The organism is Bradyrhizobium ottawaense (genome assembly GCF_900099825.1).
GTDB classification, from domain to species: domain Bacteria; phylum Pseudomonadota; class Alphaproteobacteria; order Rhizobiales; family Xanthobacteraceae; genus Bradyrhizobium; species Bradyrhizobium ottawaense_A.
In genome coordinates, this window is record NZ_LT629693.1 from 5,901,915 (window position 1) to 5,923,519 (window position 21,605).

Annotated in this window: 17 protein-coding genes and 1 pseudogene; 10 read left to right on the forward strand and 8 right to left on the reverse strand. The window is 59.3% G+C overall.

What is annotated here, in order from left to right; all coding sequences use genetic code 11:
* Nucleotides 1–56: 56 nt before the first annotated feature.
* Together BLR13_RS27645 and BLR13_RS27650 are read left to right on the forward strand one after the other, a co-directional pair.
* A pseudogene (locus BLR13_RS27645) lies at nucleotides 57–2,312 on the forward strand (PAS domain S-box protein); the annotation flags it as partial.
* Nucleotides 2,309–2,785 carry a response regulator gene (locus BLR13_RS27650; protein ID WP_074817411.1) on the forward strand — a complete coding sequence of 159 codons (477 nt, stop codon included), beginning with the start codon at nucleotides 2,309–2,311 and terminating at the stop codon, nucleotides 2,783–2,785. The pseudogene BLR13_RS27645 and the gene BLR13_RS27650, both read left to right, overlap by 4 nt.
* Nucleotides 2,786–2,868: 83 nt before the next feature.
* On the opposite strand, the gene BLR13_RS27655 is transcribed toward BLR13_RS27650, so the two are convergent.
* The 3 genes from BLR13_RS27655 to BLR13_RS27665 form a co-directional block, all read right to left on the reverse strand.
* A complete protein-coding gene (locus BLR13_RS27655) occupies nucleotides 2,869–3,384 on the reverse strand; it encodes a ferritin-like domain-containing protein (RefSeq protein ID WP_074817409.1) in 516 nt (171 codons plus the stop codon).
* 84 nt (nucleotides 3,385–3,468) lie between these two features.
* Nucleotides 3,469–4,032, reverse strand: coding sequence for a phosphatase PAP2 family protein (locus tag BLR13_RS27660; RefSeq protein ID WP_074817406.1), 564 nt, complete (start codon nucleotides 4,030–4,032; stop codon nucleotides 3,469–3,471).
* Nucleotides 4,033–4,061: 29 nt separating this feature from the next.
* Nucleotides 4,062–5,009: a DUF6328 family protein gene (locus BLR13_RS27665; RefSeq protein ID WP_074817404.1), complete on the reverse strand. Its 948-nt coding sequence runs from the start codon at nucleotides 5,007–5,009 to the stop codon at nucleotides 4,062–4,064.
* Between the two features lie 363 nt (nucleotides 5,010–5,372).
* Here BLR13_RS27665 and BLR13_RS27670 point away from each other — a divergent pair, with 363 nt between their 5' ends.
* From BLR13_RS27670 to BLR13_RS27680, 3 genes are all read left to right on the forward strand, one after another.
* On the forward strand, nucleotides 5,373–6,002 hold the full coding sequence (locus tag BLR13_RS27670) for a cysteine hydrolase family protein (RefSeq protein ID WP_074817401.1): 630 nt from the start codon (nucleotides 5,373–5,375) through the stop codon (nucleotides 6,000–6,002).
* A gap of 351 nt (nucleotides 6,003–6,353) precedes the next feature.
* A complete protein-coding gene (locus BLR13_RS27675) occupies nucleotides 6,354–6,521 on the forward strand; it encodes a DUF2934 domain-containing protein (protein ID WP_074817398.1) in 168 nt (55 codons plus the stop codon).
* 35 nt (nucleotides 6,522–6,556) lie between these two features.
* On the forward strand, nucleotides 6,557–6,763 hold the full coding sequence (locus tag BLR13_RS27680; protein ID WP_074817395.1) for a DUF3606 domain-containing protein: 207 nt from the start codon (nucleotides 6,557–6,559) through the stop codon (nucleotides 6,761–6,763).
* A 1,393-nt stretch (nucleotides 6,764–8,156) separates the two neighbouring features.
* Here the strand turns inward: BLR13_RS27680 and BLR13_RS42455 are convergent.
* From BLR13_RS42455 to BLR13_RS27705, 5 genes are all read right to left on the reverse strand, one after another.
* Nucleotides 8,157–8,582, reverse strand: a complete 426-nt coding sequence (locus BLR13_RS42455) for a DNA-directed RNA polymerase subunit alpha C-terminal domain-containing protein (RefSeq protein ID WP_074817387.1) — start codon at nucleotides 8,580–8,582, stop codon at nucleotides 8,157–8,159.
* Nucleotides 8,583–8,613: 31 nt separating this feature from the next.
* Nucleotides 8,614–8,751, reverse strand: a complete 138-nt coding sequence (locus BLR13_RS40455; protein ID WP_157793727.1) for a hypothetical protein — start codon at nucleotides 8,749–8,751, stop codon at nucleotides 8,614–8,616.
* Between the two features lie 359 nt (nucleotides 8,752–9,110).
* Entirely contained in the window at nucleotides 9,111–9,281 is a 171-nt protein-coding gene (locus BLR13_RS40460; RefSeq protein WP_154070762.1) for a hypothetical protein, read from the reverse strand.
* A 25-nt stretch (nucleotides 9,282–9,306) separates the two neighbouring features.
* Nucleotides 9,307–9,612 carry a hypothetical protein gene (locus tag BLR13_RS27700; RefSeq protein ID WP_244524948.1) on the reverse strand — a complete coding sequence of 102 codons (306 nt, stop codon included), beginning with the start codon at nucleotides 9,610–9,612 and terminating at the stop codon, nucleotides 9,307–9,309.
* A gap of 155 nt (nucleotides 9,613–9,767) precedes the next feature.
* Complete coding sequence (locus BLR13_RS27705) at nucleotides 9,768–10,613, reverse strand: tyrosine-type recombinase/integrase (RefSeq protein ID WP_074817379.1); 846 nt, start codon at nucleotides 10,611–10,613, stop codon at nucleotides 9,768–9,770.
* Between the two features lie 216 nt (nucleotides 10,614–10,829).
* Here BLR13_RS27705 and BLR13_RS27710 point away from each other — a divergent pair, with 216 nt between their 5' ends.
* The 5 genes from BLR13_RS27710 (at nucleotide 10,830) to BLR13_RS27735 (ending at nucleotide 21,113) form a co-directional block, all read left to right on the forward strand.
* Nucleotides 10,830–11,957: an IS110 family transposase gene (locus BLR13_RS27710; protein ID WP_074817250.1), complete on the forward strand. Its 1,128-nt coding sequence runs from the start codon at nucleotides 10,830–10,832 to the stop codon at nucleotides 11,955–11,957.
* A 621-nt stretch (nucleotides 11,958–12,578) separates the two neighbouring features.
* Complete coding sequence (locus BLR13_RS27715) at nucleotides 12,579–13,367, forward strand: hypothetical protein (protein WP_074817377.1); 789 nt, start codon at nucleotides 12,579–12,581, stop codon at nucleotides 13,365–13,367.
* Nucleotides 13,368–14,142: 775 nt separating this feature from the next.
* The gene (locus BLR13_RS27720; protein WP_074817375.1) at nucleotides 14,143–17,490 is read left to right on the forward strand and encodes an adenylate/guanylate cyclase domain-containing protein; all 3,348 of its coding nucleotides are present in this window, start codon (nucleotides 14,143–14,145) and stop codon (nucleotides 17,488–17,490) included.
* A gap of 752 nt (nucleotides 17,491–18,242) precedes the next feature.
* The gene (gene ltrA, locus BLR13_RS27730; RefSeq protein WP_433994233.1) at nucleotides 18,243–19,565 is read left to right on the forward strand and encodes a group II intron reverse transcriptase/maturase; all 1,323 of its coding nucleotides are present in this window, start codon (nucleotides 18,243–18,245) and stop codon (nucleotides 19,563–19,565) included.
* 399 nt (nucleotides 19,566–19,964) lie between these two features.
* The gene (locus BLR13_RS27735) at nucleotides 19,965–21,113 is read left to right on the forward strand and encodes a reverse transcriptase domain-containing protein (protein WP_143039652.1); all 1,149 of its coding nucleotides are present in this window, start codon (nucleotides 19,965–19,967) and stop codon (nucleotides 21,111–21,113) included.
* Nucleotides 21,114–21,605: the final 492 nt, after the last annotated feature.

Here is a 21,605-nt window from a genome sequence, read left to right on the forward strand (position 1 = left end):
TGAACTCCTTGGAGCGTACGAATGGCGAGCCCCTTGTCACGCCTCCTACGAGTCCTAATGATTGGATTCAAACGCGAGATTCGAGGCTCGCGGCAACCTACGAACACGTAGGAGCCGGCATCGTCGAGGTCGACGAAGACGGGCGAATGTTGCGTGTCAATCAGCGACTCTGTTTGCTTACCGGTTATTCGGCGCCCGAACTTCTAGGTCGAATAATTTTTCAGGAGACGCTGCCCGAGGATGCCGATGCCGACCGGGAGCAGTTTCGGCGGCAGTTAGCAGGGGAAATCGATCGCTATACGATTGAGAAGCGAATCTATCGCAAGAACGGCGAACACTTCTGGGCGGAAGTCGCTTCTTCCAGCGTTCGAGACGCCGCGGGCAAATTTCTGTACGCCGTGCGTGTTCAGCACGACATCACGGCCCGGAAGCGCGCCGAACACGAACTCGCACGCCGGACGGATGAGCAGGCCGCGCTCTTTCAATTCTCGGAGCGGCTTCAACGCGTAGCTGATCGCCGGGAGATCCATGAATTAGCCTTGGTTGCCATCATGCGCGCGCTCGCATGCGAACGGGCTTCGATCCTTCTTTTTGATTCTGGCGGCGTGATGCGTTTTGTGGCATGGCGAGGCCTTTCGGACGCCTATCGTATGGCTGTGGAAGGGCACTCACCGTGGACAAAGGAAGAAAAAGATCCTCAGCCGGTCTATTTCGAAGACATCGCCGCGTCTGATTTGTCCGTTGAACTGAAGGAAACGATCGCGGTAGAAGGAATTTGCGCCGTCGCTTTCATTCCCATCGTTGAAAATGGTCAGCTCGTGGGTAAGTTCATGGCTTACTACGATAGGCCGCATCAGTTTTCTGATCCTGAGCTGGAGGTCGCTCTCACGCTCGCGCGCCTCGTGAGCTTCGCCAGTTCCCGTCTCAAAGCGAGGGAAGCGCGAATTGCGACAGAGCGAGACCTCCTCCAGTTAGCGTCGATCGTGGAATCTTCGGATGACGCTATCATCAGTAAGGACCTCAGCGGCATCATTCAGACATGGAACGCATCGGCCGAGCGGCTCTTTGGTTACACGGCAGAAGAGGCCATAGGCTGGCCGGTGACGATGCTCATCCCCGCCGATCGCCAAGACGAAGAGCCAGGAATTTTAGCGCGCATTCGTGCCGGGGAACGCATTCATCACTATGAGACGGTTCGCCAACGAAAAGATGGCGGCCTCATCAATATTTCGCTTACGGTTTCGCCCATGCGCAACGGAGAAGGCCGGATCGTCGGCGCTTCGAAGATCGCTCGGGATATAAGCGAACGTATACACGCGGAGCGGAAGCTTCGGGCAAGCGAACGGCATCTTCAGGAGCTGCTTGAGGCGATCCCTGCGGCGATCTACACCACGGATGCCGACGGCAAGATCACTTACTTCAACCAAGCCGCCGTTGATCTTGCGGGCCGCACGCCGACCCTCGGCAGCGACGAATGGTGTGTGACGTGGAAGCTCTATTGGCCGGACGGAACTCCATTGCCACATGATCAATGTCCCATGGCGGTGGCGCTCAAGGAAGGGCGACCGATCCGCAATGCCGAAGCCATCGCAGAGCGGCCTGATGGTTCGCGGATTCCCTTTATTCCCTTTCCAACGCCGCTGCGCGACGCCGCCGGAAAGGTCGTTGGCGCCATCAATATGTTAGTCGATATCAGCGAACGGCGTCAGGCTGAGACTCAACAGCGGCTCCTCCTCAACGAACTCAATCACCGCACAAAGAATAATATGCAGATGCTGCAGTCGTTGCTGTTCACAGCAGCGAAAAAAGCCACGAGCGACGAGGCGCGTCACGTTCTCAATGAAGCAAGCGGGCGCATTGCTGCGATGGCGGCAGCCCAGCGCGTTCTCTATGGAACGTCGGACACGACCCGCTTTGCGGCGGACGAATTCCTGCGGTCGGTGTGCGAGACGGTACGACAGACGTTACCCGCCAGTGTCACTCTAACGTGCCAGCCGGCAAGTGGGGTCTTATCGACAGATGCCGCAATGCCACTCTCCCTTATTCTCAATGAACTCATCACGAACGCAGTGAAGCACGGTGCCAAAAATCAAAGACCCGCTGGCATTCGCGTCGAGATGATGAAGCGGGGTGTAGAAGTCGAATTATCGGTCGAAGACAGCGGCGAAGGATTTGAGCTTGCGACAGTGCGCAAAACATCGTCGGGTTTGCAACTTGTTCTTGGGCTCGCGCGCCAGATTCACGGAACAATCGAAGTAACGCGCGATCCATCTCGTGTTACGCTACGTTTTTCCGCGGAACGCGCATCATGACGTCACAGCCCGATACACCCACGCGGTTGGCCTTTCCGCAGCGATCGCCCGGGACGGGCGCGCCGCTTTCCGACGACGCGCGATCGGCGGACGCGAAAGTAGAGCCGGCCCGGATTTTGATCGTCGAGGACGATTATCTCATCGCGATGCAAACCGAGGCGGCATTGACGGCGGCGGGATTCAATGTGGTCGGAACGGCGACGACAGCCGAGGAAGCCGTGGCACTTGCCAGCGACGAACGTCCATTCCTCGTAGTCATGGATATTCGTCTCGCCAGCAGAAGGGATGGGATCGATGCCGCGCGCGAACTGTTTCACAACCTAGGCATCCGTTGTATTTTCGCCACTGCTCATGACGACCCAATCACACGGGGTCGCGCGGAGCCTTACGCCCCACTTGGGTGGCTTGCCAAACCTTATACGATGGGCTCTCTCGTGGCATTGGTCACCGAAGCCTTGGCGAAGCTAGATTGAGGCGGGCAAGCGGGCCTTTCGTATAAAAAGGGCCCCGGAGCTATTGCCCCGAAGCCTTTTTGCAAAGGGTACATCCGCCCTCGTTATGCGGCGTTGGACGCTTTCGTATTTACGCCCTTGCGCAAAGCGACGGTATTCAGCTTGGTGTTAGCGGCATGCTCCTCGTTAAGATTGGTGGTGAGAAAGCGTACGATCTCATCGTGTCCAAGGGACTCTGCCCATGCGATCAGCGTGCCATACCGACAGATCTCATAATGCTCGACAGCCTGCGCGTTCGCGACAATCGCCGCATCAAGCACGGATTTATCCTCGATCTCGCCGGCGGTTTCGTCGGCTTCCTTGATCAAGCCATCAATCGCGGGGCACTGCGTGCCGCTCGGTTGCTTTCCAAGCTTGGCGAAGACGTTTTCCAGACGTTCGATTTGCTTTTTGGTCTCTTCGAGATGATTCTTGAGGCTGGTCGAAAGGTCACGGTTCGTCGCCGTATCGATCATCTTCGGCAACGCCTTGGTAATCTGCTGTTCGGCGTAATAGATGTCCTGCAGGCCGTGAAGCAACAGGTCGTCCATCGTTTTAATATCTTTGGTGAATAGTCCCATGGTCTCTCTCCTCAAGTGCGGGAACTATGAGGCCTTAACTGAGCGAAAGCGTCTTTGTTCCTGGACCGTTCAATGACAACTTGCTCACTCTACCTCTGGATGTCCGTATCCCGTCACGACTCGCAAGGTTCGTTCAAGGCCAATGCCCACCGCGAAGCCGACGGCGACGTCACTGACCCAGTGGGCCAGCAAGACCACGCGCGTGAGCACCAGCGCCCCGCTTAGCGCCCAAACAGCGTTCCGCTCGCACGGCGGAAGCTCCGTCGCGGCAGAGGCAAGCGCACCCATATGAACCGCATGGCCTGAGGGAAACGCGTCATATGTTTTTCCGGAGAAGGGTATGCCGCGGAAATGCCCAAACACGGTCTCCCTGTCGGGCCGTTCTTGGTCAAATATCCGCTTCAGGAGGTGCGGCAGGAGCGAGGACGCGATCGTCGTTGCGAGAACATGGGTGCTAGCGCGCTTGAGATCAGGGCTTCTGTTTCGGCAATACAGCCACCAGGCGGCGGCCAATACGCCGAGCACGTGCTCGTCAGCGCCCCAAGTTAGGGCTTGTGCGGCTCGTTCCGTGCCCCCGCTCGTGTGCTTGGCAAGGACTTTTGCAACCTGTCGATCGGATTTCGTGGGTGGCACCGTGATCCAAGCCATATAGCTAGACTCCTTCTATCCAGTGCAGATCATCGTGACCTGGTGGAGGCCTTGAGCTTTCTGCCGCCCACCGGGCTGCGGTTTCGCGAAACCCGCAAAACGATCGGAAGCGCGTACCAGCAGAGCGCAATAGCAAGGAACGTCGCGCAGGCACCCCCGGCGCTCCACCTGGCGTCCTCGATGACTTTTTGAAGCACGACATACGCCTCGGTCGCGATGCCGCCCGCGAGGAAGATGGGCGCTGCGATGACGAGGGCCGAACCGATGCGCAGGAATTCCCCGGACTCGCCACCACCATAAGACAACCGGTGCAAAGCCGCCGGCATCATGAGAAGGACGATATTTATGGCGATAAGGCCAAGCGCGAGCGCATGCATGACTTTTGACGCTTGGGGCAGGCGATCGAAGCCAGCGGTCAGCATCGCGACGAATTGAAACCCAAAAAGCGCTTGAGCGCCGGGGATGATGACCCGTGCTTCGGTAAGCAACTGTTCGATTTTGGTTCCAAGCGGGGTTTCCGTCGTGTCCATGATTTGGTTCTCCGGTGCTAGCCCAATCAGATATTCCAAACCGAACCAGGCTATGGCGGACAAGATGCCAAGGCCGAGGCCACCGATTAGTCCGGCCGCAACGCCGAAATGTCGACCGATGACAACGTAGGTCGAAAGGGTGAGGCTCAGGGCCAAGGGCGCGAGACCAAGTCCCGCGTAGAAACTCGTGGCTCCGATAAGCCGTGTTGAAGAGCGTCCTTGTTCTACCAGCCGATGTTGCATCGATGGGACAAACAGGAAGGTAACCGCAAGGACGATGGATACGAGGCCGAAAAGGCTGAGATATCTGGAGTGCTGGCTTAGCTCTGAGAATCCGTCCTGAAAGAATGCCTGAAACTGGAAGCCCAGGAGCACCTGCGCACCTAGAATCAGAAGCCGCGTTTCGTTCAGGGCTGTCTTTAGTTTTTTGTCCAACTCTCTCGACATGTTGTCGGTACTCGCGCGCACAACGATAGACTTGTGAACCCAGTGTCCCGCCCTCGAGTTCCCTGGAAAACACGTATCCGCGGCCCGGCGCTGAAGCTTCGTGCAGTAGAAAATACGGGAAGCCCCATGCTCCCTTTCGCCGCGATGCACGGCTCAGGAACCCTTCGCGTCCATACACGTTAAGCGACATGACAAGCCCGCGGAAATGGCCCGGCATCCTTCCACCGGTGTCGGGCGTTTTCTCTACGGGCCCGCCTGTCTATTTGCATCACGTAGAATTTGATCAACGGTGATCCTAGTCGACGAGGACCCCCTGGGATGACCACTCCGAGCCCCAACCAAACAGTAGAACGAGACGGGGATATGAGGCCGGCCAAGGCGCAGATTGAGCCGATTTCAAGCGCGGTCCATGTTTGCATCGATATGCAAAACATTTTTTCCAAAGGAGGGCTTTGGGAAACGCCATGGATGGAACGTGTGCTGCCGACGATCGTAACTCTGACGGCTTGGCAAGCGGAACGAACGATTTTTACGCGGTTTATCCCGCCTGAAACGCCTGACCAGCGGCCCGGTCGATGGCAGAAATACTTCCGCCGCTGGGCCCAAGCCACCCGGGCCCATCTTCCCCTTTGCCAGCTTGAACTGGTTTCCGAGCTTGCCCGGTTTGCCCCGCCGGCCCTGGTCGTCGACAAACCTGGTTACTCGGCATTCTCCGCGCCTCAGCTTTATTCGCTGCTGACCGAGAGACATATCGGAACGGTCGTTCTTTCCGGGGCGGAGACAGATGTTTGCGTGTTAGCGACCGTGTTAAGCGCGGTCGATTTCGGCTTTCGTGTGGTGATCGTCGAAGACGCCCTATGCAGTTCGCTCGATGTGGGCCACGACGCGCTGATGACGCTCTACCGCAATCGGTTCAGCGAGCAAATTGACTTGGTGACACTCGATGAGTTGAATTCTCTTTGGCAGTGCGAAGAGCACACCTCTGTCGCGTAGCAATAAATCCGACCCCCCCTATCACGTCGAGCGACGCCTATTTATTTCGGAGGCTGGAGCCCGGGCGAATTGACCCATTCGCTGACATGGGCGGTCGTGTCAGTTTGACTCGCCCTTTTCACGAACGCATCGCGCTCCTTGCCGGGCGGCACGATAAGCGTGGGCGCTTTTCAGATGCGATACGACGCCATCCTGGAACCTTTGGTCACACTGCACATTATTGCGCCGCTTGTTGCGCTATTTCATTTCGCCATTTTTGAGGAGACCATTTCTTGATGGACACTGTGTCGTCGCGCCGACCGCTCAGACGTCGCGCGGGGCGGGCGCGCGGTATATACGAGGGGTAACAGCATGTCCAGCGATCTTGACGATCGTATTCGCAACCGCGCGCATCAGCTCTGGGAAGAGAGCGGCCAACCCGAAGGGCGCGAAATGGATTTCTGCCTTCAGGCCGAGAAAGAAATTAGGGAGACCGATCCCCCGCCAACCAATGCCTCCATGCCTCTCGCCCCTGATTAGAAAGAAACAGGCTCATTTTTCAATTGGAGCTTCTAATGGACCATAAAAAGGAGACGCCGGATCGCAGCAAGATCAATATGAGCGATCCTCGCGAGCTGAAGTACTGGTGCAAGGCGCTAGAGGCGTCGGAGGAGCAACTTGCGAAGGCAGTCGATAAGGTGGGAAATTCGGCTGCGACGGTGCGAAAGGAATTGGCTATGTCCACCAAGCAGGCCGACACCGCCGAAAATGGACGGACGTAGTCCTGAACTGCAAAGGCGCACTACATGCGCTTCCCGCACTTCGAAAATGCCGTTGTTCAGGCGGACCAATCAGTTGGCAGACCGGTCTAAGGTCGCGCCCCGTGTAGGTCCCAGCATCGGGGCCGAAAGTCGCAGGCACTCGCGCCCCGTGCTGACCAGAATGCTGCTCGGCTGGCGCGAATTGCTGCGGGTCAGCTGGAGCGCGTCCTCGTTAGGTGGCGTCCAAACGCCAACCAACCCTGATGTCCACCGGCGACCGAAATTGAAGGTTGGCCAGTACTTGGATGAGCCACGATGGATTTCATGAAAGGGATTGGAGGCGAAACGCCAGTCTTTGGCCGTAGCCCAAATGGTGGGTTTTGGCCTAAGAAGGTCGAAAATGCTTGATCTTTCAATGGGGATTGACTGACACTCTCTCCGCCGCTGTCCTCATCGCCTTTGTATCCGATCGTTCGAACCGACAACAAAATAACGAGTAGCGCGACAAAGGTTTTGCGGTTAGTTCCGCGATGTTACCCCTGTCACCGCGCTAACCGCAGCTTCTGAGCGTGGGGTCGGAGGACGGATTTCGCGAGTGGGGTCAAAGCTCAAGCCGCTCGACGTCGAACGCCGAAATTCGGGACGATCTCTACCTCATCGTCTTCAGCGCCCACATCGACTGGAGCTACCGGTACTGGAAGCACGGCAGGCAGTGCTGGCTATGCTTAGGCTCCCACTTGGCTCCCCTCGAAAGCGCGAGCGCGAAACGAGGAGCATTCGATTTTCTCCGCGCATTCGATCTCGCGCCCTACGAATGACAGCACGCCCTCGACCAGGCAAAGGGCAACAATCCGTATGTCGGAAGCGGTATCGACGAGGTGATGGATCGGGCGTGGCCGTGGTCGTCAAGTTTTATCCCGACGACCTTTTGCAGTTGAAGGAGCAGTTGCTGAAGCCCGACGATGGCCCGAACGAGCGCGAGCCCTCAGGGCAGGCCGGTCGAACGTGCTGTTCGAGGCTGGGCTGGCGATGGGGCGGCGTCCCGCCAAGACGGTAATGGTCAGGCCTGTCGGCCATATCTCTCGGTTACCGCCGCCGCGACGAACTCTCTGCGTCCGGCGCTGCCCGGGCTTGTGCCATGGGCGAACAGACAGCAGAGAACGACGGCCCAAACAATGGGGCGTCGCCAGTTGGCTATTGAAAACATGCATCTCGATATTGACTTTCTGCCGAACCCCTTCCGGACTACTTCCCCACTAGTGGAGGAGTGGTTCCGGACTACTTCCCCACTCCGTGGAAGGAATGGTTCCGAACCAATGGAGTGCCCGGTTGATGGCCCGTAAGGCCTCGCAGGCGTTATTCAGTAGGTGCGGCCGTCTGGTTGTTTTTCAGCCCCTGTCCGTCTGGTTGTTTTTCAGCCCCTGTCCGGCCGCACGCCGTCAGTCGAGGGCAGGCCCAGCGTCTCTCTCAGGTGGGACACGGACCCCTTTCCGAGATCCTGTAGGCCCAACAGCGTCTCGTCGGAAGCCTCACGGATTTCGCCGACGGTTTTCCAGCCCGCGGCCGTCAGCGCGTTGCGGATCCGGGTAGAAAATCGGACCTTTTCAATTGGCGTGTCATCCGGCAATTCGGGCGCGGGGTAAAGCATTGGTCCTTCTACCGCCTCCCGCGCCAGGCGTTCTGCCTTCAGCCGTTCGCGGTTGTTAGAAAAAGCTTCCTCCGCAGTCTCGTGCTCGGTCATTGCCGCCTTAGCATCTCCTTCGCGAAATGCCTTTCGCGCTTCGCGCTCTGCTTTGGTGACCAATTTCGGCTGTTCGAAGTTGCCCGGAGGCTTAGTCATCTTTTCACCTGTATGCGGCAAAGCCGACCACTTAGTCGCCGACCTCAATCAGTTTCGTTTCCTTTTGCTGACCACGAAGCTTTTTGCCCCCCGTTTTCTTGGATTTCTTTTTCGCGTTCGCAATGAGCCGGTCAGGTTTCCGCTCAACCTCAGCGATGAGCTTTTTCATAACTTCGTCGCGAGCTTTTTTGCTCAGTGCATACCCGCTGATTGTTATCTTCAGCTTGTCTTTGCCGGCATGATACTCGTGCTCGATCTTCGGCTTTTTTTGACATTTCGATTCCCCGCGGCGCCAGGCGACCTATTAGCGTTTCACCTTCGACTTGGTAACGCGAGCCGGTCCGGTCTTTGGCAGCACAATGTCGGATTTAACGGCCATCTTGCGAATGCCCTTCGGTGTCCTACCGGTACGATCAACAATCTCCTCAAACGACTTCGACGTCATGGCAATTTCCAAGAAGCGGCGCTGTTCCGCAAAGGACCATCGGGCCATCCTTCAGCCCGAGCTCGACCAGCGGGAGGCATTCGCTAATATGTCAGCGGCAGCACTCGTTGCACAATCGCACCGAGGCAAACGAGCACCACGAGCAACTTGAGCAGATTTGCTAGTCGACCGTCGGTGGCGAACTTGTCGATGGCCCAAAAGCAGATTGCGCCGACGACGACGATAATTAAAACCCCTATCAGAACTGAAATCATGGTGCCCTCGTTATGCTGTCAAACTTTATTTCGTCTTCACCTTCGGCTGATCCACGCGAGCCTCGCGAAACTCTGTCGGCCCCTTGGTGAGCCGTCGCCGGCGTAGGGCTCGTTCTTCCGGCGGCGCGGCGGGATCGATAATCTTTTCGATGGCCTTTGTGGCGAGCTCCTGAGCGCGCAATCTCCGACCGGGCTTGCCGATGGGCTGTCCTGACGTCTTGACCGTGAGCCCGAGCTCGACCAGCCGGCGGATGGCTTCGGGGCGCGAAAGATCTGGCTCTTTCTGTTTGTCTATCCAGAAATCCAATGCAGCCAAAGGCGCGTCGAGCATCCGCACGCCGATCGTTGTGCCCGTCCCAGTGGTAACGGGGCGGCCTTTTCTTTTCGCGCTAGCGCTAATTGACTTTGCCATCATTTAGCGCTAGCACAAAATCAAGCCGAGGGGAAGCAGCGAACGTCCGCCCCGGCTCGGCGGCTCGGCCTGTGTCAGCGTGATGCGGTCGAGCGGCTCATGACTTGCTGGATCGTCTTTGTGGCGACGCGGGTATAGAGCGCCGTGGTGTCGAGCTTGGCATGGCCGAGCAGGACCTGGATCACCCGGATATCGATGTTCTGCTCGAGCAAGTGAGTGGCGAAGCTGTGCCGCAAGGTGTGGAGCGATACGCGCTTGTCGATCTCGGCTCTATCGGCGGCGGCATGGCATGCGCGGTTGAGTTGGCGCATCGTCAGTGGGTTCAGCCGGTTCTGTCCCGGAAACAGCCAGCCTTGTGGCCGCGCCAGCTTCCACCAGGCCCGCAGCAGAGCGAGCAGATGCGGGGACAGCATGACATAGCGATCCTTGCGGCCTTTGCCTTGCTCGACCCGGATCACCATGCGCTGGCTGTCGATGTCGGATACCTTCAGTGCCACCACTTCAGAAGCACGTAATCCTGCTCCGTAAGCCACGCTCAACGCCGTCTTGTATTTGAGCGATGGTGCCGCATCGAGCAGGCGCGCCACTTCCTCCGGACTCAGCACCACCGGCAGCTTGCTGGGTTCATGGACGAATGCCGTGCGCTCCACGATATCCGGCCGCCCGAGCGTGACCTTGAAGAAAAACTGCAGCGTCGAGATGGTCTGGTTGAGAGTAGGAACACCGGCGCCGCTCCCCGCCAAATGGAGCTGGTAGCGACGGAGGTCTTCGAAGTTCGCCGTATCGGGCGAGCGGCCGAGATAGGCGGCGAAGTTCTTGACCCTTTGAAGGTAGTCATGTTGGGTCTTCGGCGCGAACTTCCGGATCGTCATGTCTTCGATCATGCGCCGGCGTAACGGGCTCATTGCCTGGTCGGTCATGGGGAGGCTCCTGTCTGGAGTGAGGGTTGCAACTCCTCATCTTCAGACAGGACGCGCCTCTTATCTCTCCCCACCCCGCGCGGTTGGCTGCGGAGCGCTACCGCGCGAGCGGTTTAGACCGTATGTCCCTTTCCATGTGAAGGCGACTCGCCCTCGATGTGATGACGAGGGTTGCCCGGATAGGCCGGGTAGAGCCTCACACAAGGAGGGCGAGTCATGGAGCATCATAGCGAAGCGTTCGTGGCGTTGGACACTGCGAAATTGCGCAATGCGGTGGCGATTGCCGATGCCGGTCGAAACGGTGAGATTCGCTATCTCGGCGAGATCGACAATACTGAAGCCGAGACACGTAAGCTCGTGGCAAAACTCGCGAGCAAACATGCTCGATTGACGTTCTGCTACGAGGCTGGCCCGACAGGTTACGGTCTCTACCGCTTGATCAAGAGCATCGGCCATGACTGCATTGTGGTGGCACCGTCGCTGATCCCATCCAAGCCAGGTGATCGGGTCAAAACCAATCGGCGCGACGCCGTCAATCTCGTGAAGCTGCTCAGGGCCGGTGAGCTGACGGCGGTCTGGGTGCCTGATGAGCGTCACGAGGCGATGCGGGACCTCGTGCGGGCTCGCGATGCCGCGGTTAAGGACTACAGAATCAAGCGCCAGAACGTCTCCTCGCTTCTGCTTCGTCTCGGCCGTCACTATCCGGGCAAGAAAACCTGGGGGCGGACGCACATCAACTGGCTCACCGGCCTCAAGCTTGAGCATCGCGAGCAGCGCATCGCCTTCGAAGAAATGCTGTTGGCTGTACGACAGGTCCGGGAACGGATCGAGCGGTTGGAACAGGCCATGCGCGAGGCCGTGGCGGACTGGACTCTGGCACCAGTCATCGAGGCAGTGCAGGCGATGCGTGGCATCGACATGGTCGGGGCGATCGCGTTCTTGGCCGAGCTTGGCGATCTGTCGCGCTTCGAGAACCCCCGTCAGTTGATGGCCTATCTTGGCCTTACCCCGTCAGAGAGATCGACCGGGGAGAGCGTCAAACGCGGTGGCATCACCAAGGCCGGCAACACGCGTGCACGACGGCTGCTCATCGAGGCTGCGTGGAGCTACCGATTCCCGCCACGCGTCAGCAAGGACATGCAGACCAGGATCGGGGCCGCGCCACGGACGGCCCGCGAGATTGCCTGGAAGGCGCAGATGCGGCTTTGTGGCCGCTTCAGGACACTGACGCGGAAGGGCAAGCGGCCGACGATCGTGGTGACTGCGATCGCCCGCGAGCTGTCAGCCTTCATCTGGGCGATCAACCGTGAGTTCGTAGGATCTCATGCGACGGCGAACCGGTAGACCGGGGTCATGGACCGCTCGAGCTATGAAGGGCTCGACCGGCCCACAACCCCTCCCGTCCTCACACGTAGCAACAGGCTAATATCAGCGGAGCATCATCGAACATCAATCGTGCAGCAGCGAGGGCGGGGCCACGGCAGGGGAACTCCCGCTTGGACTATGTGGCCGATCGCAAGATCGATGCCCGCGTTTAGACAGGGACAGCCCCGGACGAACAAACGGAAATGCGGTACCCAACCCGCGAATCAGAGTTTGATCACCGACGTCTTCAGGTCCCGCCCTCACCCCTGCACGATCTATCGCCCAGACCCTCAAGCCAGAATGGCAGTAAGAGGGCGATCAATCGCGCGTTCGGCGCTTGACGAGGGACATCAGAGTCTTTTGACCCCAAGCCGACATCGGCGCGGACAAGGAAATCCGTCCTGCTCCGCTACCACGCTGTTGGTGCTCTCTCTAAACCAAGTTCCCAAGTTCCCGAAGGCTCGTCACCGTAAGGGACCTCATACTTTCCATCGAGCAGCCTTGCTTTGGTCAAACCGGCATGGAGTGTAACAGAACGTCGTCCGACCTAGCGTAAATCCGCCGGCCACCTCATGGCGGTGACATTGAACTGGGTACCGAATGGATACCACGCTGAACCCGAAGCAAACCGATATGCGCCATGGCCTGGTCGCTGACGCGGATCAAGAGCTCGCGCGGGCTTATGAACAGATCACGCGTGCGGATGAACAGCTCGTGCGCGCGGAGGAACAGCTTTCCAAACTAGAACACGATGCCGCGCCTCGACATCGGCTGGCCCGCATGAATCGCCGTGGGCGGGCGGTACGCGGCTTCACTGGCTTGCTGTTGGCAGCCTTCATCGGTATCGCTGCCATGGTTTCGCAATCTTCCTATGGCGATACAGCTAGGCCGATTATCGCGAGGTGGGTGCCGCAATACGTCCCGAGTTCATCGCTGGCGCTCGAAAGCCGGGCGCTGCCCGCGCAGCCAGGCCTAGCTACCGTTCAGGCGGCGGCCGTGGACACAGCATCTCCACAGCCAGCGGCTCTGGCTCAGAGCGCACCGGAAGGCGCGGCGCCGACCACCGCCGGCCTGTCGCCCGAGTTGACGCAGCTGCTTCAGTCGATGACGCGCGATCTCGCAACCGTGGGGCAAGGAATCGAGCAGCTCAAGGCCGGCCAGGAACAGATGGCCCGCGAAAATGCGAACGCCGCCGAGCAGCTCAAGGCCATCCAGGAAAAAATGGCCCGCGTCGTTGCCAAGGCTTCCGAGCAGAATCTACGGCCCACATCGGCGCCTCCACTGCGGCCGATTGCCACCCCGACGCGTAAGCCTGTGCTGACGCAACAGTCGCCGCAAGCCAGGGCGCGGCCGCAGGCCCCAACGCAGTTGCAGCCGGACGACCAGTAGTAGTTGTCCTTCGGCGCTGCGACGGAACCGGGTCGGATCAAGACAAAGACGAAACTTCAGAAGCCGTGAAGCTTCTCTGACCAGTATGGCGTGAATCACCAATCAGTCTGGCAAGGGCTGTTACGTGCAAGTCCGTTCCTGGCAGATACTGTTGAAAAAGTCGAAAATCGAACGACCCCAAAAATCTCGCAAATGCTGATTTTTGGACAACTCTATCGTTAAGATGCGCCGTAGCGCCGATACGAAAGGCCGCGGTCGTTTTTCAGAGATGCGACGAGGCCCCTCACATCGTCGCGCACGAAGCGCATCAGCGGCTCTAGAAAATTTCGTCCGCCGCCCCCAAAAGACTTTTTCAACAGTATCCGCACGAAGCTGCCGAACCGGGATGTCCGCAGTTCGGTCGCTACCGAGAGGAAAGCGGACGTTTCCCTGATGGCCCAATTTGGTCGAGAATGACCCAAGGCAGACCTCCGCGAGTCTTTTGTCGCCGGCTCATGGACCCGCTTAATCAGTCGCCGGCGTCGACCACATCAGCCTGGTTGCGTAACGCTGCGAGCGGGTTCCAGCATTGCTGCCGAAATCGGGCGCGTACAGCAATCCCACCGTTCTCTTCATGCCATGCCCTGCTTGGTACGGGTACTGATCACCACCTTGGCAAAAATCGAGGGGCCAGCCGCAGCCGAATTGCCGCAAACAAGACGTAATATTGCGACAACGTTTCTATTGCTGTGGTCCAAAATTCGGCTAGCCGCTAACCAGACAGTCGGTGGAGCCAATGCAGCAGATTGCGGACTGGCTCGAGAAGCTTGGGCTTGGGCAATACGCGCTGCGTTTTGCCCAGAACGGGATTGATCTGAGTGTCCTTCCCGAACTAACGGACCAGGACTTCGATAGGCTCGGGGTCCTGCTCGGCCATCGTCGTAAAATGCTGCGCGTGATCGCCGAACTCAATCAAGCCGAATTGGTCGCCGAGCCGGCGCGTCGGCACGATGCCGAGCGACGCCACCTCACCGTAATGTTCTGCGATCTGGTAGGCTCGACTGCACTCTCGGCGCGCCTCGATCCCGAGGACATGTGGGAGGTGATCCGTGCCTATCGGGCCGCTTGCGCGAGGGTCATTGCCACTTATGACGGCATTATCGCCAGGTTTGCGGGCGACGGAATACTCGCCTATTTCGGCTATCCCCGCGCACACGAGGATGACGCGGAGCGCGCAGTGCGAGCGGGGCTCGACATCATCGCCGCGATAGGTCCGCTCGAAACGCGCGCGGAAGAACGGGTTGAGGTGCGGATCGCCATTGCGACCGGGCTTGTGGTGGTAGGCGACCTCATCAGCGGAGGCGCGTCAGAGGAGCAGGCAATGGTCGGCGATACACCGAACGTCGCTGCCCGGCTCCAGAGCTTGGCGGAGCCGGGGGCGGTTGTCGTTGCTGATTCGACGCGCCAGCTGCTTGGCGATTTATTCACTTTTCACAACCTCGGCCGCCGCGAGGTCAAGGGCATCTCCCAACCCATCGCGGTCTGGGCGGTCGAAGGTGCAGCCGCATCGGAGAGCCGCTTCGAGGCGGTGCGCACCGCGCGCTCGATGGGCTTTGTCGGCCGCAAGGCAGAGATCGCGTTCGCGCTCTCGCGCCAGCGGCTGGCGTGGCAGGGCCAAGGCCAAGTGGTGTTGATTTCTGGCGAGGCAGGGATCGGCAAATCGCGCATCGTGGCAACGCTCTCCGAGAGCCTCGCGTTGGGGTCGCACCGCCGGGTGCGCTATCAGTGCTCGCCCTACCACACGAACAGTGCGCTTCATCCCTTCATCGCTCAGTTCGAGCGCGCTGCCGGCATTAGGTCACAGGACACGCCCGGGCAAAAGCTCGACAAAGTTGAAGCAACGCTGGCGCTTGGTACGCAGCAGGTGGCTACAGCGACGCCGCTCATTGCCGCGCTTCTTTCGATTACAACCGGCGAGCGCTATCCGCCGCTCGGCTTGAGTCCAGCGCAGCAGCGGCGACAGACATTCGCCACCCTTCTCGACCAGCTTGAGGGCTTGGCACGGCAGCAACCGCTGCTGATTGTCTGCGAGGATATGCATTGGGCTGATGCTACGACGCTCGAGCTGTTCGACCTCTCGGTCGATCGGATCAGGGGACTGCCGATCCTCGTGCTCATGACATTCCGGCCCGAGTTCGAGCCGCCTTGGACCGGCCTTGCCAACGTCAGCCTGCTGCGGCTCGATCGGCTCGACCGGCAGGACACGCGCGCTCTGGTCGAGCAGGTGACCGTCGGTCGGCAGCTGCCAGGCGAAATGATGACGCAGATCATCGACAGGACAGATGGTATCCCACTGTTCGTCGAGGAGTTGACCAAGATGGTGCTGGAGTCCGGACTGCTCGTGGAAGATACCGGACGCTATCGCCTCGATAGTCCGCTACCACCGCTCGCCATTCCCGCGACGCTGCAGGACTCGCTTATGGCGCGGCTCGACCGGTTGGCGCCGGTCAAGGAGGTGGCACAGATAGGCGCTGCCATTGGCCGCGACTTCTCATACACACTGCTGCGATGTGTGGCGGGGCGCGATGATCTGGCGCTGAGCGCCGCACTGGGGCAGCTCGAAGAGGCCGAACTGCTATTGCGCCGCGGAACGCCGCCGGAAGCGAGCTATAGCTTCAAGCATGCGTTGGTTCAGGAAGCGGCTTACGAGAGCCTGCTCAAGAGCCGCCGGCACCTGCTTCATAAACACATTGGCGATGTCCTGCGCGATCGGTTTCCAGTCATCGCCGAGACCGAGCCGGAAGTCGTGGCATACCACTTCACCGAAGCGGGGCTGAGCGAGGTAGCCTTCGAGTGGTGGCGCAAGGCGGGCCAGCAGGCGTTGAAGCGCTCGGCATATTCTGAGGCAATCGCACATCTCGCTAAGGCGGTTGCCATCGCCGATGAGTTGCCTGATGAGCCGGGCGGGCCCATGAACCGGCTCCATCTTCAAATCGCATATGGCCGCGCGCTGCGGGGCAGCCTTGGGTACAGCGCCCCCGAAACGGTGGCCGCATGGACGCGCGCCCGACAGTTCGCAGCTGACATCAATGATCCGGTTGAACTGGCGCCGATCAATTCGGGCCTATTCAATGCCAGTTTGAATCACGGCGAGATCGCACCGATGCGGGAGTTGGCGGAGGCAATAATGAGCGCCGCCAACCGGCGACCGGAATCGCCGGTGGCCGCAGTCGTCGCACACTGGACAAGCGGGGTGACCTGCTGGTTCGGGGGCGATTACTTGAACGCGAGAGTGCATCTTGAGCAAGCACTCGCGATCTATGGTGCCGAGCCGAATCCCGCGACCTTCAAGGCGTCGACGCTGGACCTGCCGTCCGTTATCATCCGGTTTCTTGCTCTGGTGCTTTGGCCGCTCGGGAAGATTGATCGATCGCGCCGGCTCGCCGAGGAAGCGGTGAGTGCTCCGGGAGAAAAGCGCGCGCTTGCTCAAGCCAATGCGCTCGTTCATAAGGCCGTTTTCGACGGACTATGCGGGGTGCATCCTCGCATGTTGCAACAAACAGAGACGATCCTTTCCCTCGCCCGCGAGCACGCGATGCCGCTGTATGTGGCCGCTGGCACGCACCTAAGCGGCTTGGCAAAGTGGCGTGCCGGCGACCGAATGGGTGGACTCGCGGAAATGCGCCGAGGCTGGACATTACTTCACGAAAATGACTGCTACCTTTGTGAACCATTTTGGGGGATGCAGGTTGCCGTGGCGAACACAGAGGCAGGGCAACTCGAGGCTGGGCTGCAAATTTTAAGAGACTTGATCGGCTGGGCGGAACAAACCGGCCAGCATTGGCTGGATGCCGAACTGCATCGTGTTCGTGGTGAGCTTTTGTTGCGTAGTGACCAGCCGAACGTTTCCGCCGCCGAAGCTGCCTTCAATAGAGCCTTGGAAATCGCTCGAAGCCAACAGACGAAGACTTTCGAGCTGCGCGGCGCACTTGGACTTGCGCGCCTTTACATCACAGATGGCCGAGCGGCGGCTGTATCCGAGGTGCTCGCGCCAGCCCTCGTCGATTTCGATACGGGGCAAGATCTCCCCGAAATCGAAGAAGCGGAGAAGCTGCTCAAGCAAATGTCCGGTATTGGCAGATAGTGTTGAAAAAGTCTTTTTGGTGCCCACGAAGTGATCTAATGATTTCGACGACTTCCGAAATTGGCGTGCGCCGTGACAAGGCGGGCGCTTTCCAGTGGGTGCAAGCCCCACCCGGCAACCGCTCCAGCCGGAAGCAATCGGAGCAGGCATGGAGGTAACGAAGTGGCTGAAGCCTTCGATTAGCGTGTCACGAATTGGTGACAGCGCGAGTGTGCAGGCCGCAACGCGAGTGAGTGCGCCGGGAGACTGGCAAGGAGTATGTGGTGAAAGTCCACTGCGATGAAGGAGTAGCAACCCACGTCGCCCCCGATCCGTGCGCAGGCGTCCGCGAGGACGTCGGCGAAGCGTCGGTAGGGGAGCGTATAGGCCAGCCATTGAGCCGCGAAACCGTTATCAACCCGGTTGCCGACGTTGTTCACTTGACGGAAGGCAAAACCGGCAGGCGCGTTATTGCGAGCGCCTGTCGGATCCGGCGTGGTCTGAGACCCTGGCATGTACGGACGCTCCTTGTTGCGGGAACCGGGAGATCTCTGGATCGGCCGTAGGCCCTGTTGGGGTCGGATGGTCCGTAGCGGGAAGGTGAGGAGCCGTAGCCGTTGATGCACGATTCAGAGAAGTCTGACTCCGGCATAGTAGTGACGAAGCCGACGAACAAAGCCGGGCGACCGGTGGCGGAGCCGGTGGAGCCAAGGCCGGGGACCAAGGGGAACGCGGATCAGCAAAGCACGCACCGGGCGCAGAGCCGGGCTCGCGTGACCCAGGCGCTGGGCCGTGTACGGCAAGCCGCAAGGCAGAGGAAGAAGGAGAAGTTCACCGCGCTCCTCCACCATATCAGTGTCGATACGCTCCGGACGGCGTTCTACGCGCTTAAGCGCAAAGCCGCCCCCGGTGTGGATGGTATGACGTGGCAGGACTACGAGGCGGACCTCGAACTCAGGATCGAGGATCTGCATGGACGGGTCCACCGAGGAGCCTATCGGCCGCAACCATCCCGCCGGGCCTACATAGACAAGGCGGATGGAAAACAACGGCCGTTAGCGATCGCCGCGCTTGAGGATAAGATCGTCCAGGGCGCGACCGTCATGGTGCTCAATGCTATCTACGAAGGCGACTTCGTCGGCTTCTCTTATGGGTTCCGACCCGGACGAGGACCGCATGATGCGTTGGACGCACTTTCGACCGCGATCAAAACAAGAAAGGTGAACTGGATACTTGACGCCGACATCCGGAACTTCTTTGGGGCTGTTAGCCAAGATTGGCTAGTTCGCTTCGTTGAACATCGGATCGGTGACAAGCGCATCATCCGCCTGATCCAGAAATGGCTGAGAGCGGGTATACTCGAAGATGGGGTCGTAACAGTTGATGACCGGGGAACTGGCCAAGGCTCGGTGGTCTCGCCGATCCTAGCCAATATCTACCTGCATTACTGCTTCGACCTCTGGGTTGAGCGCTGGAGACGGCAGGAGGCCCTGGGCGATATGATCGTCGTGCGATATGCCGACGATCTGGTTGTCGGCTTCGAGCATGAGGGCGACGCCCGTCGCTTCCTTGATGCGATGCATGACAGGCTCGGGGAATTTGCACTGTCGCTTCATCCGGACAAGACACGCTTGATTGAGTTCGGCCGCTTTGCTGCGAACGATCGCAAGCTGCGCGGGCTTGGAAAACCGGAAACCTTCGCGTTCCTGGGCTTCACCTTCATTTGTGGTCGATCTCGCCGCGGCAACTTCCAGCTTCAACGGAAGACCCGACGCGACCGCATGCGGCGGAAGCTTGGGGACATCAAGGCGGAGCTACTGCGCAGGATGCATCAGCCAATTCCAGAGCAAGGGAAATGGCTGAGGCAGGTCGTAGCTGGCCACTTCGCCTACTACGCGGTTCCGACAAACAGTCGGGCGCTCTCGGCGTTCCGGCATTATGTGACCGATCTCTGGCGACGAACGCTTCGGCGGCGCTGTCAGAAAGATGGGTTCACATGGGAACGCATGACGAAGTTGGTCGCTCACTGGCTCCCCCCGCCGCGTATCCTTCATCCCTGGCCTGACGACCGCTTTGACGTCAGACACCCAAGGTAGGAGCCGGATGCCTTAGTCGGGCGAGTCCGGATCTGTGCGGGGGGCGGCCAGCAATGGCCGTCCCTACCGCGATACGTCGAGCAAGCCTCGAAAAGGAAGATGTGTAGGCCGATCCGACTGCCATATCGGGGAAGGCTGAAACAGCTGGACGAGTTGAGCGAAGAGTACGGCCAGTTGCTACACCGGGGTATTGGCGGCGGCATGTACACAAGGAAAGCGTACGCAACACGGGAAGCCCCAAGGCGAGGTCAGCGATAACCAACCGAACGCCCGCGAGGGACAGGTCGGTCGCCATGGGGTGGCGGAGAGGTTCGTATTACCGCTGAGACCGGGTAACTCCGGTGGAGGGAAGGGACCTCAGTTCAAGACAGACGCAACAAGTGGTGAGGGATTTGGAGATTGGGCAACCTATCAACTCCGAAAACTGTTCAGAAACTGCAGAAGGCGTTGCACGCGAAAGCGAAGGCAGAAGCCGGCTATCGCTTCTACGCGCTGTACGACAAGATCAGCCGTGAGGACATTCTGGCCCATGCGTTTGCCCAGTGCCGTTCCAACAAGGGCGCACCGGGGGTCGACGGTCAGGACTTCACGGACATTGAGACGTATGGCGTAGGGCGATGGCTTGGCGAACTGGCGCTTGCGCTCCGGGAGGAGCGCTACCAACCGGATCCTATCAGAAGAGTGTTCATCCCGAAGGCCAACGGCAAGCTCAGGCCGCTGGGCATCTCGACCGTGCGGGATTTTCCGCATACCGAACTTCTAAAGTCGGTAGCGCGCCGGATTGTTGATCGGCGCGTGCTGCATCTGATCAAGATGTGGCTGGAATGCCCCGTGGAAGAAACCGATGATCGAGGAAGGAAGACACGCACGACCGAAGCCCGGGACAACCGGCGCGGCATTCCGCAAGGCTCACCCATCTCACCGTTGCTGGCGAATATATACATGCGCCGGTTCGTACTGGGATGGAGGAAGCTCGGACTGGAGCAACGCCTCGGCAGTCGTATCGTAACCTACGCCGATGATCTTGTGATCCTGTGCAAGAAGGGCAATGCCGACCAGGCACTGCAGCAATTGCGCAAGATCATGAGCAAGCTGAAGCTCACGGTCAACGAGGAGAAGACACGAATCTGCAGGGTCCCGGAAGGGGAGTTCGACTTCCTGGGTTACACGTTCGGACGGATGTTCTCAGAGAGAACCTGCCAGGCGCGCCTGGGTTACCGGCCATCGAAGAAGAGCATCAAGCGCATGGTTGAGAAAATCCACGCACTGACGGACCGAACGGGGACATGGCAAGAAACCACAAAGCTGGTGGGCAAGGTGAACCGCACGCTGCGCGGATGGGCGAACTACTTCCAAGTAGGCACCGTCAGCAAGGCGTATCGGGCACTCGACAGCTACGCAGCGATGCGGTTGCGCCGGTGGTTGCAGTTCAAGCACAAAACCAGGCGTCGCAAGGGCGGGACCTATCCACTCCCGCATCTTTACGGGCACTTTGGGCTCGTACGCCTGACCAGGCTTGGGCACGACGTGCCGTGGGTGAAGGCGTGAAGTTTTGTCCGAGAGCTGGATGCGGGAAATCTGCCTGTCCAGTTCGATGAGCGGGGTGTGAAAACGGGGCCATGGTGGAACCAGTGAGGCACCGCCAAACGAAAAGGGCGGAAACAGATATGTTCGAACCTAAAGCTACCGCGTCACACCTCGACTCTACACGATACGGACCAACCGAGTCGGTCGGATAATGTCCGGTTGTTGGGTGCCGGGCAAGACCGGAAGCAGCCGACGCATGGTCAAAACGGCGCTTTTGACCGAAAGTCGGCCTCTGGGCAATGGTCACAGCGGCGCCGATGTCCCGCCGCTCTTTGAGCCGAACCTTTTTGGAGCCCCGCACGACGCATGTTTGAGGTCCCCCCATAACCTCACAAGCCCATCGACAGAAGGCCCCGCTTTGGCGGGGCTTTCGCTTTTGCTCCCGGCAACGAAAAGCCCGGCAAACCGGCCGGGCGATCGCAGTAAAACCCGGTAATCGCAACGCGGATATTC

Bases quoted from the DNA above. Each gene is read 5' to 3' on its own strand.
- BLR13_RS27650 (WP_074817411.1), top strand. From the start codon at position 2,309: ATGACGTCACAGCCCGATACACCCACGCGGTTGGCCTTTCCGCAGCGA.
- BLR13_RS27655 (WP_074817409.1), bottom strand. From the start codon at position 3,384: ATGGGACTATTCACCAAAGATATTAAAACGATGGACGACCTGTTGCTT.
- BLR13_RS27660 (WP_074817406.1), bottom strand. From the start codon at position 4,032: ATGGCTTGGATCACGGTGCCACCCACGAAATCCGATCGACAGGTTGCA.
- BLR13_RS27665 (WP_074817404.1), bottom strand. From the start codon at position 5,009: ATGTCGAGAGAGTTGGACAAAAAACTAAAGACAGCCCTGAACGAAACG.
- BLR13_RS27670 (WP_074817401.1), top strand. From the start codon at position 5,373: ATGAGGCCGGCCAAGGCGCAGATTGAGCCGATTTCAAGCGCGGTCCAT.
- BLR13_RS27675 (WP_074817398.1), top strand. From the start codon at position 6,354: ATGTCCAGCGATCTTGACGATCGTATTCGCAACCGCGCGCATCAGCTC.
- BLR13_RS27680 (WP_074817395.1), top strand. From the start codon at position 6,557: ATGGACCATAAAAAGGAGACGCCGGATCGCAGCAAGATCAATATGAGC.
- BLR13_RS42455 (WP_074817387.1), bottom strand. From the start codon at position 8,582: ATGACTAAGCCTCCGGGCAACTTCGAACAGCCGAAATTGGTCACCAAA.
- BLR13_RS40455 (WP_157793727.1), bottom strand. From the start codon at position 8,751: ATGAAAAAGCTCATCGCTGAGGTTGAGCGGAAACCTGACCGGCTCATT.
- BLR13_RS40460 (WP_154070762.1), bottom strand. From the start codon at position 9,281: ATGATTTCAGTTCTGATAGGGGTTTTAATTATCGTCGTCGTCGGCGCA.
- BLR13_RS27700 (WP_244524948.1), bottom strand. From the start codon at position 9,612: ATGCTCGACGCGCCTTTGGCTGCATTGGATTTCTGGATAGACAAACAG.
- BLR13_RS27705 (WP_074817379.1), bottom strand. From the start codon at position 10,613: ATGACCGACCAGGCAATGAGCCCGTTACGCCGGCGCATGATCGAAGAC.
- BLR13_RS27710 (WP_074817250.1), top strand. From the start codon at position 10,830: ATGGAGCATCATAGCGAAGCGTTCGTGGCGTTGGACACTGCGAAATTG.
- BLR13_RS27715 (WP_074817377.1), top strand. From the start codon at position 12,579: ATGGATACCACGCTGAACCCGAAGCAAACCGATATGCGCCATGGCCTG.
- BLR13_RS27720 (WP_074817375.1), top strand. From the start codon at position 14,143: ATGCAGCAGATTGCGGACTGGCTCGAGAAGCTTGGGCTTGGGCAATAC.